The following is a 13,016-nucleotide window of genomic DNA, read 5'->3' as shown; positions in this document are numbered from 1 at the left end:
CGCAAGCCAGCCAAGACTCGCCAGCCAGCGGAAGCACCCAACCTTAGGAAGTTTGGAGTTTCCATGGCCTTATTTCGCGCCACCCCCTTGGTTCTGAGCCTGGCCGCCGCCTGGCCCGCGCTGGCGGCGACGCCGGCGGAACTGGAGACCGTTCAGGTCACCGCCCACCGCAGCAGCAAACCGCTGGCGGAAACCGCGCCCAACGCCAGCGTGATCTCGCGTCACAAGCTGGACGATCAACTGGTGCGCGACATCGCCGACGCGGTCAAATACGAGCCCGGCGTGGAAGTGGCCACCGATCCGGCGCGCCGCGGCAACGCCGGCTACACCATCCGCGGCATAGACGGTAACCGCATCCTGATGCTGATCGACGGCATCCGCCTGCCGGAATCCTATACCGGCGGCGGCAACAATGGCGGAGCCATCTCCGGCCGCGACTACGTTGAACTGGAAACCCTGCGCGCCATCGACATCGTCAAAGGCCCCACTTCCAGCCTGTACGGCTCCGACGCCATCGGCGGCGTGGTGGGCTACCGCACCAAGACCGTGGACGACTTCGTGCCGGAAGAGCAAGGCGTGGGCGGCAGCGTCAAGGGCTTCGGCGGCACCGCCAACAACGGCTGGGGCACTAGCGCCGGCGTGGGCGTCAAGGGCGAGCGCACCGATCTGATGGTGCTCTACACCCACCGCAACGGCCACGAAACCGACAACCAGGGCAATAACGACAGCAGCAGCACGCTGCGCACCAAGCCCAATCCGCAAAGCTGGAACAGCGACAACGTGCTGGCCAAGCTGGGCTTCAAGCCTGCCGCCAATCAGCGGCTGGAGCTGACGCTGGAACACTATCGGCGCGATGCCAATACCAATCTGCTGAACACCTTGACCTCGACGGTACGCAAAAATGAGTCAGAGGACAGAACCCAGCGCGACCGTGTGTCGCTGGCCTGGGAAGGCAAGCAGCTGGGCGCCTTCGACCGCCTGGCGGTGAAAGCCTATTACCAGAAGCTGGACAACGCGGACACCAACACCGAATGGCGCAGCAACGGCCAGCGCATCTTCTCCGACTACGGCTTCACTCAGGACAGCTACGGCCTGACCCTGGAGGCCGAGCACAACTTCAAGGCCCTCTCTGCCGAGCACCAGCTGCTGTGGGGCGCGGACTTGAGCCGCAGCGACACCAGCCGGCCGCGAATGAAGACCTTGTTCAACACAAATGGCAGCAGCAGCAATGTCGTGGGAACCGATACCTTCCCCAACAAGACCTTCCCAGACAGCCGTTCCGAGCGCATCGGCCTGTTTGTCCAGGACGAGATCAAGTTCGGCAACGGCCTGGTGGCCTCGCCGTCGCTGCGCTGGGATCACTACAAGATGACGCCGCAGCCGGACCAGGCTTTCGCCAACGGCAACCCCAACAACTATCAGGTGCCCACCTTCAAGGACGGCGCCTTCTCGCCCAAGCTGGGCCTGAGCCTGCCCTTCGCCGATCATTACACCGGCTTCCTGCAGTTCTCCTCCGGTTTCCGCGCGCCGCCGTTCGATGATGCCAATATGGCTTTCTCCAATACAGCTGGCAGCTACAAATACCAAGTCATTCCCAATCCCAACCTGAAATCGGAAAGCAGCCGCGGAGTTGAATTGGGACTTAAGGGCCAGTGGACGGAATTTGACTTCGGCGTCACCGCCTATGCCAACCGCTACAAGGACTTCATTGATCGAGTTGGACTGGGCATGATTGATGGCTTTGACACCTACCAGTACCAGAATGTCGGCGAAGTCGATATCAAGGGCGTGGAAGGCCGCGCCGCCTGGCGCTTCGCGCCGAGCTGGCGCGCGATGGCGTCCATCGCCTACACCCATGGCCAGAACAAGCAGACGAACGAGCCCTTAGCTAGCTTGACACCGCTCAACGCCACGCTGGGCCTGCGCTACGACCAGGCGAGCTTCGGCGGCGAAGCCTTACTGAAACTGGCCCGCGCCAATACTCGCCTTCCCAACCTGCGTCCTGAAGAAGCACGCGGCCAAAGCACCACACCGTTCAAAGCCCCCGGCTACGCGGTGCTGGACCTGACCGCTTATTGGAAGCCGGCCAAGAATACCGTGCTGCGCGCCGGCGTGTTCAACGTCTTCGACCAGAAGTACTGGAAAGCCGCCGACGTGCGCGGCAAACCCAGCAGCGACCGCACGCTGGACCTGTTCACCCAGCCTGGCCGCAACATCAGCGCCAGCGTCGAATACACCTTCTAACCGCAAGCGCCCGCTCCCCGGCGGGCGCCCGTTTTTGATCGTTCCAAGGAGAATCCAAACATGACCGACTTCAGCCAGCTGTGGGATCGTTTCCAAGTCCTGAAAGCCAGCCAGCCGAAACTGCGCGCGCGCGACGCCGCCGACGCCCTGGGCGTCAGCGAAGCCGAACTGGTGGCCGCGGATCCGGCCAGCCAGGCCCTGCAGCCGCATTGGAACGATATCCTGGGCCAGATCGCCCAGCTTGGCCCGGTGATGGCGCTGACGCGCAATCACGCCTGCGTGCATGAAACCACCGGCGATTACCGCAATGTGCAGATCGACGGCAAGATCGGCCTGGCCATCAACCCGGTGATAGACCTGCGCATCTTCCTGTTCCATTGGCAGCACGCCTTCGCCGTCACCGTGGCCGGCGCGCGCGGCGAGCAGCGCAGCCTGCAGTTCTTCGACCGTTTCGGCGAAGCGGTGCACAAAATCTACCTGACCGCCAATAGCGACGTGGCCGCCTACCAGCGCCTGGTGGAGAACTTCGCCGCGCCCAAGACCGCGCTGCGCGTAGACCCGCCGGAAGCCGAAGCGGCGGAACTGGACGACGAGGCCATCGACAAGGCCGGCTTCCAGCAAGAGTGGCAGAGCCTGCAAGACGTGCACGCCTTCCATCCCTTCCTGCGCCGCTGGGGCGTGTCCCGCCAGCAGGGCTTCCGCCTGGCGCCGGAAGGCCAGGCCTGGCGCGTGCTGCCGGAAGCGGTGGAGCAGTTGCTGCGCCGCGCCGCTCATATCGAAGCCCCGATCATGGTGTTCGCAGGCAACCGCGGCATGATCCAGATCCACACCGGCCCTGTGCGCAATGTGCAGATCGTCGGCAACTGGCTCAATGTGCTGGACACGCACTTCAACCTGCACCTGCGCACCGATCTGATCGCCGAAGCCTGGGTCACCCGCAAGCCGGGCGATCACGGCGTGGTGACCTCGCTGGAATTGTTCGACGACAAGGGCCTGTCGCTGGCCACCTTCTTCGGCGAGCGCAAGCCGGGCCAGGCGGAACGCGTGGAATGGATCAAGCTGCTGGGCGAGCTGCCGGCACTGGAGCGCGCCGATGTCGCCTAAATTCGCCTTCGCCGCCCTGTTGGGCCTGGCTGCCGCGTTGCCCGCCTGGGCGGTACAACGCATCGTGGTGATGACCCCCGACATCGCCGACATTGTGGTGGCGCTGGACGCCGGCAAGGAAGTCGTCGGCCGCGACCGCTCCAGCAAGTCGCCGGCGCTGGCCCAGGCGCAGGTGGTGGGCTTTTCCCGCGCGCTGAACGCCGAGACCATCGCCCGGCTCAAACCCACCCTGGTGCTGGGCAGCGCCGAGGCGCAGCCGCCCACGGTATGGACCCAGCTGCGCCAATTGCAGGTGCGCGCCGAGGAGGTGACGCGCCGCGAGGACGGCGCGGACTTCGCCGACGCGATCCGCAAAGTGGGACAGCTCTTGGGCCGCGACGCCAACGCCCAGCAACTGGCCAGCCGCTGGCAGCGCGAGATGACGCCGCGCCCGGCGCGCGGCGTGCGCTACCTGGTCAGCTACGACGGCCAGCTGGTGGCCGGCCGCGACACCGCCGCCGACACCCTGATCCGCGCCGCCGGCGGCGTCAACGTCGCCAGCCAGCTGTCCGGCTTCAAGCCGATGGCGCGCGACGCCTGGCAGAGCCTGCAGCCGGACGTGATCATCCTGGGCAGCCACACCGGCGCGGTGCACGGCGGCAAGGAGGCCTTCTCCAAGCGGCCGGAGATCGCCTCCACCCCGGCCGGCAAGCAGGGCCGCATCTATCTGCTGCCGGCCAAGGACGCGATGATGGTGGGCCTGAACAGCCCGGCGGTGGTCGAGCAGATGGTGAAGATGTGAGCGCGCTGACCATGGACGCCGCCGCGCCCAATCGCGGCCGCTGGCTGCTGCTGGGCCTGATCGCCGCCAGCCTGCTGTTGCCCTTGCTGGCCTTGTCCAGCGGCGGCAACGGCCTGGCCTGGCCGGACTTCAGCGATCCGCTGCTGACCCAGCTGCGGCTGCCTCGCATCGCCGCGGCGCTGGGCGTGGGCGCGGCGCTGGCCGCCAGCGGCGCGGCCTTGCAGGCGCTGTTCCGCAATCCGCTGGCCGACCCCGGCCTGATCGGCACCTCCAGCGGCGCGGCGCTGGCCGTGGTCAGCATGCTGGCCATCGGCGCCGCCGGCCTGTCCCTGCCGCTGGCCGCCTTCGGCGGCGGCCTGCTGGCCACCTGGCTGATCCTGCTGCTGTCGCGGCTGGTCCGCGGCGGCCTGGCCGGCCTGTTGCTGATGGGCCTGGTGGTGGGCGCCTTCTGCGGCGCGGTCACCAGCCTGATGATTTTCATGTCCGACGACCTGACCCTGCGCGCCGCCACCAGCTGGCTGGCCGGCAATCTGTCGTCGGCCTCGTCGGAACGGCTGCTGGCCTGCCTGGGCGTGGCCGGCCTGGGCCTGCTGATCCTGATCGCGGTGGGCCGCGACCTGGACTGCCTGCTGCTGGGCGAGGACGCCGCCCGCTCGCTGGGCATAGACGTGCGCCGCACCCGCCGCCTCACCGCCGTCGGCGCGGCGCTGGCTACCGGCGGCGCGGTGGCGCTGTCCGGGGTGATAGGCTTCGTCGGCATGATGATTCCCAACGCGCTGGCCCTGTTGCTGGGCGGCTGCCGCCGTCGGCTGATCCTGTTGTCGGCCTGGGCCGGCGCGCTGTTTTTGCTGGCGGTGGACACGCTGGCGCGCACCATCGCCTGGCCCATCGATCTGCCGGTGGGCCTGATGGCGGCGTTCGCCGGGCCGCCGTTCTTCGTCTGGCTGTTCCGGCGTCAACAAAGGAGTCTGATCAATGGCTGAAACCACTAATCTGTGCGTGCGCCAGCTGGCCTGTGACATCGGCGGCAAGCGGATTCTGGACGACATCAACCTGGACTTGCCCACCGGCCGGGTCAGCGCGCTGCTGGGTCCCAACGGCGCCGGCAAGACCACGCTGATGCGGCTGCTGGCCGGCCTGAACACGCCCAGCGCCGGCGCGGTGCGCCTGGCGGGCCAGTGCGTAGGCCGCATGGAGCCGGCGGTGCGCGCGCGCCGCATCGCCTGGGTGCCGCAACACATTCCCGCCGGCATTCCGCTGACGGTGCGCGAGTTCGTGATGCTGGGCCGCGTGCCCTATCTGGGTCCCTTCTCTCAACCGCGAGTGGAGGACAAGAGCGCGGTGGCGGACGCGCTGGGCACGGTGGAGCTGGACGATTACGCCGACAAGCGGCTGGACCAGCTGTCCGGCGGCGAGCGCCAGCGCGCGGCCATCGCCCGTGCCTTGGCGCAGCAAGCGCCGGTACTGCTGCTGGACGAACCCACCAACCATCTGGACCTGCGCCACCAGCACCGCTTGCAGCAATTGCTGCTGGAGTTGTCGCGCCAGGGCCGCACCGTGGTGCAGGTATTGCACGATCTGGCGCTGGCCGCCAGTTACGCCGACCACGTGGCCTTGCTGGAACAGGGCCGGCTGGTGGTGGCCGGCGCGCCGGAGCAGGTGCTGACGCCGGAACGGCTGCTGGCGGTCTACCGCTGGCCGGTGCGTTTGCAGCGCAACGGCAACGACTGGCAGGTCAACGCCGCCTTGGCGCAGGCGCAGCAGCCGGCGGCGCTGGCCTCCGGCGCCTAAACCCAAGTCATCAAATAAAAACCCCCGGCTTGCTTGCGCGAGCCGGGGGTTTTTCGCGATCAGTCCGCGCTTATTTCAAAGCGTAGATCGCCGGCAGATTGCGCCAGGCGCCGCGCACGTCCATGCCGTAGCCGAACACGTAACGGTCCGGCACGTCCAGGCCGACGAAGTCCGCCTGCATCGGCTTGGCCTTGCTGATCAGCTTGTTGGCGAACACGCCGCTGTAGAAGGCCTTGGCGCCCATGGCCATCACTTTGTCGCGGATCGCCGCCATGGTGTGGCCTTCGTCCAGGATGTCGTCCAGCACCAGCACCACGCGGTCGCGCACGTCTTCCTTGGGCGCCTGCTTCCACACCAGCTCGCCGCCCTGGGTCTTGTCGCCGTAGCGGGACACGTGAACGTAGTCGAAGTCCAACGGGAAGGCCAGGCGTGGCAGCAGCTGGCCGGTGAACACCACGGCGCCGCCCATCACGGACAAGACCAGCGGATAGGTTTCGCCCAGTTCCTCGGTGATTTCCACCGCCATGCGGTCAACGGCCGCGCTGACTTCCTCGGCGGTAAACAGCACGTCGGAACTGTTGATCAGGCCACGGGCCTCGGCAATATTGGGCATGATGCCTCCTTGATTCACACGTACAAACGCCGCTCATGATTCCGAGCGGCGTGATTGAAAAAACGATTAGTTCTTGGCCAGCGACCGCAGGTAGGCGGCGAACTCGGCGCCCACCTCGTGATGCTGCAAGCCGTAATTGACCGTGGCTTTAAGATAGCCCAGCTTGGAGCCGCAGTCGTAACGCACGCCCTTGAACGGCAGCGCCAGCACCGGCTCGTCCTTCATCAGCGCGGCGATGCCGTCGGTCAACTGGATTTCGCCGCCGGCGCCGGCCGTGGTGTTGACCAGCTTGTCGAAGATGCGCGGGGTCAGGATGTAACGGCCCACCACCGCCAGATTGGACGGCGCCGCTTCTGGGCGCGGCTTCTCCACGATGTGCTCCACCTGCTGATGGCCGCGCGCGTCCGGGGCCACCTTGACGATGCCGTAGGAACTGGTTTCCTCCGGCGCCACGGTTTCCACGCCCAGCACCGAGGCGTGGGTTTCGTCGAACAGCTTGACCATCTGTTCCATCGCGCCCGGCGCGCCTTCGATCAGGTCGTCGGCCAGGATCACCGCGAACGGCTCATTGCCCACCACCGGCCGCGCGCACAACACCGCGTGGCCCAGGCCCAGCGCCTCGGTCTGACGGATGAAGATGCAGGACACCGACGGCGGGATGATGCCCTGCACGGTTTCCAGCAGCTTCTGCTTGTTCTTGTTTTCCAGTTCGGTTTCCAGCTCGTAAGCCTTGTCGAAATGGTCTTCGATCGAACGCTTGTTGCGGCCGGTGATGAAAATCAGCTCGGTCATGCCGGCGGCGATCGCCTCTTCCACCGCGTACTGGATCAGCGGCTTGTCCACCACCGGCAGCATTTCCTTGGGGCTGGCCTTGGTGGCCGGCAGGAAGCGGGTGCCGAGTCCGGCGACGGGGAAAACCGCTTTCGTGATTTTTTTCATGCCCATTCTCGTTAACAAGCGTTGACAGCCGCGCATTCTACCGCGCCGCGGCCCGCTGGTGAAAGTCCCGGCCTCATAAAGCGGCGGCGAAACGCTGCGCCAGCGCCTGAGCCGCGCCCTCCAGCACCGGCGCCCAGACGCCGGGCTCGGCCTGACGCCAGACCCGCATCGACTCGTACCACGGCGCGCGCTCGCCGGCGGTCAGGAAGAAAGGCGCGCTCTCCGCGCGCATCAGCACCCACACCGGCTTGCCCATCGCCCCGGCCAGGTGGGCGACGGCGGTGTCTACGGTGATCACCAGATCCAGCTCCGCCACCCAGGCGGCGGTGTCGGCGAAGTCGCTCAAGACCGGCGCGGCCAACAAGCCTTGCAAAGCCGCAGGCGTCTCCCCCGGCTGCAAGGACACGAAGTCGATGCCGGGCAGCCGGCACAGCGCGGCGAAATCCTCCGGCGGCAGCGATTTGTGGCGGCGCCAGTGATCGGCCTTGCCCACGCCCCATTGCCCGCTCTCCCACACCACGCCGACGCGCGGCCGGCCGCCGGCGCGCGGCGGGACCTCGGCGGCCGGCACCGCGCTCAGATAAGGCTGGGCGGACAGATTGTCCAGGGTGACGCCCAGCACGCCGGGCAAGGACATCAGCGGCAGTTGCCAATCGAAAGCCGGCGCGGCGTCCGGCTCCAACAGTTCGATGCCGTCGAATTGGGCGAACAGGCGATGGAAGGTTTTGGGGCAGGCCAGCAGCAGCCGCGCCCGCGGATGCTCGGCCCGCAGCCGCGGCAGGAAGCGCGCCATCTGCAGGCTGTCGCCCAGACCCTGCTCCGCCCACAACAGCAGGGTGGACGCGTCCAGCGCCTGGCCCTGCCAACGCCGCTCGCGGTGACGCGGCTGCAGGATGGCCTCCCAGCGCGCCTCGTAATACGGCCAGGCCTCGGCGTAGCGCCCGGCCAACAAGAGCGCGATGGACAGGCTGAAACGCAGATTGGCGTCGTTCGGGTCCAGCTCCAGCCCGCCCTGCAATACGGCAACGGCGTCGTCCAGCAGTAAGGCGCAAGTGCAGGCGTAGCCCAGGTTGTTGCAGCGCGCCGGGCTCGCGCCGGCCAGCTCGATGGCGCGCAAATGGCAGGCGATGGCCTCCTGGTATTGCAGGCGGTGCTGCAGCACCACGCCCAGATTGCTCCAGGCGTCGACATGCTCGGGCTCCGCCGCCAGCGCCTCGCGCAGCAGCGCTTCCGCCAGCTCCAGCTCGCCCAGCTCCTTGAGCAGCACCGCCAGATTGCACTTGATATTGACGGACTGCGGATTGAGCGCGGCGGCGGCCAGGTAGTCGTCCAGCGCGCGCGCGCTGTCGCCCTGGCGCAGGCGGGCGTTGGCGCGATTGGCCAGCGCCTGCCAGTCCTTGGCGTTCTGGCGCAGACACTGGTCGAACGCCTGCTCAGCCTCGCGCCAGCGGCCCTGCGCCGCCAATTGATTGCCTCGTTCGAAAGCTTGGTCCGCCATATCCGCTCCTTGGCTCACTCTCCGGCCAGCAAGGCTTGCAAGCCGGCTTCGTCCAGAATCGCCACGCCCAGCTCTTCCGCCTTGGCCAGCTTGCTGCCGGCCTCCGCGCCCGCCACCACGTAATGCGTCTTCTTGGACACGCTGCCGGACACCTTGCCGCCGGCGGCCTCGATCAACTCCTTAGCCTGGTCGCGGCTCAGCGTCGGCAAGGTGCCGGTCAGCACCAGGGTCTTGCCCTCCAGCACGCCGGCCGCCGCCGCTTGCGCCGGCAGCGCCGCCAGTATCTCGTCGACCAGGGCCGCGAGCGCGCGCAACTTGTCGCGTTTGCCCGGCAGGTCCAGCCAGTCGGCCAGCGCGTTGATCACCTCGGCCGGCAGTTCCAGGTCCAGCAGCGCGCGCCGCTCGCGATCGGCCAGCGCGGCCAGGCCGTCGATCTGCGCCGCCAGCTGCTGGCTGCGCACCTCGGTCAGCCGCGGAATGTCCAACCGCGCCAGCAGCATGGCCGGCTGCAAGCGCTCGGCCAGGCGCGGCGACGGCGCGTGCTCGTCGGCCGGCGCCACATGACTCAACAAGGCGTCCAGCGCGGCTTCGTTATTGGCTTCGGCGAAGAAGTCCGCCAGCGATTCCGCCACCACGCCGCCGATGTCCGGCAGCGCGGCGAACAAGGCCGCCGGCGAGCGACGGATCAAGGCCATCGTCCCCAACCAGTCGGCCAGGGTCTTGGCGGTGGATTCGCCGACATGGCGGATTCCCAGCGCAAACAGCAGCCGCGCCAGCGGCGGCCGCCGGCTGGCGGCGATCGCCTCGATCAGGTTTTCCGCCCATTTGCTGGCCACCTTGCCGGCCTTGACGGTTTCCGGGGTGACGCCCTCGTCCTCGTCGGCGCGGCGCTTCATTTCCAGCAGGTCTTCCAGCGTCAGCCGGTACAGATCGGCCACGCCGCGCACATAGTCGTACTCCACCAGCTTGTCGATATAGCGTTCGCCCAGGCCGTCGATGTCCATCATGCGGCGGCCGGCGAAGTGCTGGATCGCCTGGCTGCGCTGCGCGCGGCAGGACAGGCCGCCGGAGCAGCGCGCCACCGCCTCGCCCTCTTCGCGCACCACGTGGCTGCCGCATACCGGACAGGCGCTGGGCAGCCGGTAAGCCGGGTGCTCCGGCTCGCCGAACAACTGACCGTCCGCCGCCGGCAGCATCGGCCGGCGCTCCATCACCACCGACACCACTTCGGGAATCACGTCGCCGGCGCGGCGCACGATCACGGTGTCGCCGACGCGCACGTCCTTGCGCCGCGCCTCGTCTTCATTATGCAGGGTGGCGTTGGTGACGGTGACGCCGCCTACGAACACCGGCTTCAGCCGCGCCACCGGCGTAATCGCGCCGGTGCGGCCCACTTGCTCTTCGATCGCCTCGACCTGGGTCAGCGCCTCCTCGGCCGGAAACTTGTGGGCGATGGCCCAGCGCGGCGCGCGCGACACAAAGCCCAGTTCGTCCTGCAAGGCGCGTTGATTGACCTTGTACACCACGCCGTCGATGTCGAAAGGCAGGCCGGGGCGGCGCTGCTGCACCTGTTCGTAATAGGCGATCAAGCCATCCACGCCGCGCACCACCGGTCGCAAGTCCTCGGCCACCACCGGGAAGCCCAGTTCACGCAGCCAGGCCATTTCCGCGCTGTGGCTGGCCGGCCAGACCGCGCCCTCCACCTGGGCGATGGCGTAGGCGAAGAAGGACAACCGGCGCTGGGCGGTGATGCGCGAATCCAGCTGCCGCAGGCTGCCGGCGGCGGCGTTGCGCGGATTGGCGAAGGTCTTGTCGCCGCGCGCCGCCTGTTCGGCGTTGAGCTTGTCGAAGTCCTGCTTCAGCATCAGCACCTCGCCGCGCACTTCCAGCAGGCCGGGCGCGGCGGCCGACAAGCGCAGCGGAATCGCGCGCACGGTGCGGATGTTCTCGGTGACGTTCTCGCCGGTCACGCCGTCGCCGCGGGTGGCCGCCTGGACCAGCACGCCGTCGCGGTACAGCAGGGAAATCGCCAGGCCGTCGAACTTGGGCTCGGTGGCGTACTCCACCTCGGCAACATCCAGCCCTTTGCGCACCCGCTCGTCGAACTGCAGCAGCTCTTCATGGCGCTGTTCGCGCTCGCTCAGCTGCATGTCGGAAAACGCGTTGGACAGCGACAGCATCGGCACGCTGTGGGTCACTTGCTGGAACTCGTCCAGCGGCGCGCCGCCTACGCGGCGGGTAGGCGAATCCGCGCCCGCCAGCTCCGGGTGCTCCTGCTCCAGCTGTTGCAGCTCGCGGAACAGGCGGTCGTATTCGGCGTCCGGCACCGTGGGCGCGTCCAGCACATAGTATTCGTGGCCGTAGCGGTTCAGCAGTTGATGCAGTTCGGCTACGCGCTGTTGCGGAATGAGGGTGGTCATGTTCAGTCGGGCTCAAACGAGAAAAGCCGGCGTGGCGCCGGCCTTGGAAACGGAAGATCATCAAGCGGGCCGATCACCCCAGTGTAGCGGCTGCGCGCCAAGGCGACACCGGGGCTTGCGGCCGGTCAGGCAAACAGCCGCAAGGCGGCCACGCTGCCGGGGGCGATGCCGCGGTCGTCCATGCTGCCGTAGATGTGCAGCAGTTGGTCGCGGATGCGGGTCAGGCCGGCGTCGGACAGCGGACGGCGGTTGTCGTCCACCAATTGGGCGTCGAATTCCTGCGCCAGCTGGCGCGCGAAATACACCGCGCGGTCGAACACCTCGACGCCGCCGGCCACGCGCGGCACGTCGAACAACAAGGTCAGCGCCGGGAAGGACTTGTCCAGCAGCGTGTGGAAGGTGAACGGCATCTGGTCCGCCGCCATCAGCGAATACAGGGTATTGCCTGAGTCCGCCAGGTAATGGAAGGCGCCGTCCGGTTCCAGCTGCAGGCCGGCGGCCTCGGCGAAGCTGCGCAGCCGGGTGCCTTCTATCGGCCCCTGCGGCACGATGTTGATGCCGATCAGCACGTCCACGTCGGCGCAGAAACGGTCCAGTTCGCGCGCCGCCACCAGCTTCTGCTGGCGCTGCGGGAAGCTGACCGCGGCGTCGTGCTCCTCGGCGAAGCGCGACACCTGCTGGCAGAAGCCGGCCAGTTCCTGCTCGGTCACCGCGCCGCTGCGGTCCACCATCTGCATGCTGACGTTGATCTGTTTGTAACGGGTGCCCGGCAAGGCCTCGGCCGGCTTCCACAAGCCTTTTTCGGTGCGGCCGATCAACTGGGTGCGCTTGCCCACGTTGAAGCGCGGAATCGCCGCCAGCTCGTGCGGCGCGTGGAACACCACCTCGGCGATGAAATCCAGCGACGGGTCCAGCATCGCCACCACCAGCGCCTGGTGGTCGGCTGAATCCATCTGCGGAGCCTCTTCTTCCTCTTCCACTTCCACCACCGGCACCGCGTCGAAGACCGCCTCGCGCGGCCGTTCGGTTTCGGCGCGCGCCGGCTCCGCTGGGATTTGCGGCTCGAAGTAGGCGGCGGCGTAGTCGTCCGGCTCCGGCGCGGCGTCCACCAGCACCGGCTCCATCCGGTCCTGCTTCACCCCGTCGCGCACATTGTTCTTGGGCACGTCCAGCAGCACGTCGTCGTGGCCGCGCGTGAAGGCCTGGCGAGTCTTCTTGCGAAAACGCCATTCCTGAAAAGCATTGAATCCGTACACCAGGGCGATCACCGCGCCGCCCAGTATCAACACACCAATCTGTAATTCGCTCATCAGCCAGTCCGCATTAAGGCGAATAATCGAAGCCGTCGGCCGCCCCTTCGCCGCGCTCTGGCGCATTCTGTCAATGCGCGATGCGGCGTCTTTCGGCAATAGCCGGGCCGACAGCCTCCCTTTAAGTATTCGGCAACAAAACCGTTCGAATCTGGCGTTTCGGCCAGTCGAGAACGGCGATAGACCACGGTTATTATAACGAAAGCCTCAGCTTGCGCATCATTTGGCGGCAATTTAGCCGTAAATGCCTTGCCGCCAGCGTAAATCAAGCCGGGGCGATAGCTGATGCGGGCAATTTGGCGCTTCAAACCGGGTT

10 protein-coding genes are annotated in these 13,016 nt (G+C 67.2%); 5 read left to right on the top strand and 5 right to left on the bottom strand.

What is annotated here, in order from left to right; all coding sequences use genetic code 11:
• Window positions 1-63 precede the first annotated feature (63 nt).
• Genes JW897_RS22190 through JW897_RS22170 form a run of 5 tightly spaced genes read left to right on the top strand, consistent with a single transcriptional unit; the run spans window position 64 to window position 5,920 of the window.
• Entirely contained in the window at window positions 64-2,244 is a 2,181-nt protein-coding gene (locus JW897_RS22190; RefSeq protein ID WP_205467668.1) for a TonB-dependent hemoglobin/transferrin/lactoferrin family receptor, read from the top strand.
• Window positions 2,245-2,304: 60 nt separating this feature from the next.
• Window positions 2,305-3,348, top strand: coding sequence for a hemin-degrading factor (locus tag JW897_RS22185; protein WP_205467667.1), 1,044 nt, complete (start codon window positions 2,305-2,307; stop codon window positions 3,346-3,348).
• On the top strand, window positions 3,338-4,129 hold the full coding sequence (locus JW897_RS22180; protein WP_205467666.1) for a heme/hemin ABC transporter substrate-binding protein: 792 nt from the start codon (window positions 3,338-3,340) through the stop codon (window positions 4,127-4,129). The genes JW897_RS22185 and JW897_RS22180 overlap by 11 nt, the downstream gene beginning before the upstream one ends.
• Window positions 4,126-5,112, top strand: coding sequence for a FecCD family ABC transporter permease (locus JW897_RS22175; RefSeq protein ID WP_231589274.1), 987 nt, complete (start codon window positions 4,126-4,128; stop codon window positions 5,110-5,112). Before JW897_RS22180 ends, JW897_RS22175 begins: the two co-directional genes overlap by 4 nt.
• Entirely contained in the window at window positions 5,105-5,920 is an 816-nt protein-coding gene (locus JW897_RS22170; RefSeq protein WP_205467665.1) for an ABC transporter ATP-binding protein, read from the top strand. Before JW897_RS22175 ends, JW897_RS22170 begins: the two co-directional genes overlap by 8 nt.
• A 70-nt stretch (window positions 5,921-5,990) precedes the next feature.
• On the opposite strand, the gene JW897_RS22165 is transcribed toward JW897_RS22170, so the two are convergent.
• The 5 genes from JW897_RS22165 to JW897_RS22145 form a co-directional block, all read right to left on the bottom strand.
• Complete coding sequence (locus JW897_RS22165; RefSeq protein ID WP_048414399.1) at window positions 5,991-6,533, bottom strand: hypoxanthine-guanine phosphoribosyltransferase; 543 nt, start codon at window positions 6,531-6,533, stop codon at window positions 5,991-5,993.
• 66 nt (window positions 6,534-6,599) lie between these two features.
• Window positions 6,600-7,472 (bottom strand): UTP--glucose-1-phosphate uridylyltransferase GalU, encoded by an 873-nt coding sequence (gene galU / locus JW897_RS22160; RefSeq protein ID WP_048414440.1) that lies wholly within the window; start codon window positions 7,470-7,472, stop codon window positions 6,600-6,602.
• A 73-nt stretch (window positions 7,473-7,545) separates the two neighbouring features.
• Window positions 7,546-8,970 carry a tetratricopeptide repeat protein gene (locus JW897_RS22155; RefSeq protein ID WP_205467664.1) on the bottom strand — a complete coding sequence of 475 codons (1,425 nt, stop codon included), beginning with the start codon at window positions 8,968-8,970 and terminating at the stop codon, window positions 7,546-7,548.
• A gap of 14 nt (window positions 8,971-8,984) precedes the next feature.
• Complete coding sequence (ligA, locus tag JW897_RS22150) at window positions 8,985-11,390, bottom strand: NAD-dependent DNA ligase LigA (RefSeq protein ID WP_205467663.1); 2,406 nt, start codon at window positions 11,388-11,390, stop codon at window positions 8,985-8,987.
• 125 nt (window positions 11,391-11,515) lie between these two features.
• Window positions 11,516-12,700 (bottom strand): cell division protein ZipA C-terminal FtsZ-binding domain-containing protein, encoded by a 1,185-nt coding sequence (locus JW897_RS22145; RefSeq protein ID WP_205467662.1) that lies wholly within the window; start codon window positions 12,698-12,700, stop codon window positions 11,516-11,518.
• Window positions 12,701-13,016 lie beyond the last annotated feature (316 nt).

It is taken from the genome of Chromobacterium alkanivorans (genome assembly GCF_016937655.1).
Taxonomy (GTDB): Bacteria; Pseudomonadota; Gammaproteobacteria; order Burkholderiales; family Chromobacteriaceae; genus Chromobacterium; species Chromobacterium alkanivorans.
Note: the sequence above shows the minus strand (reverse complement) of the source record. Positions and strands in the feature narration are given on the sequence as shown.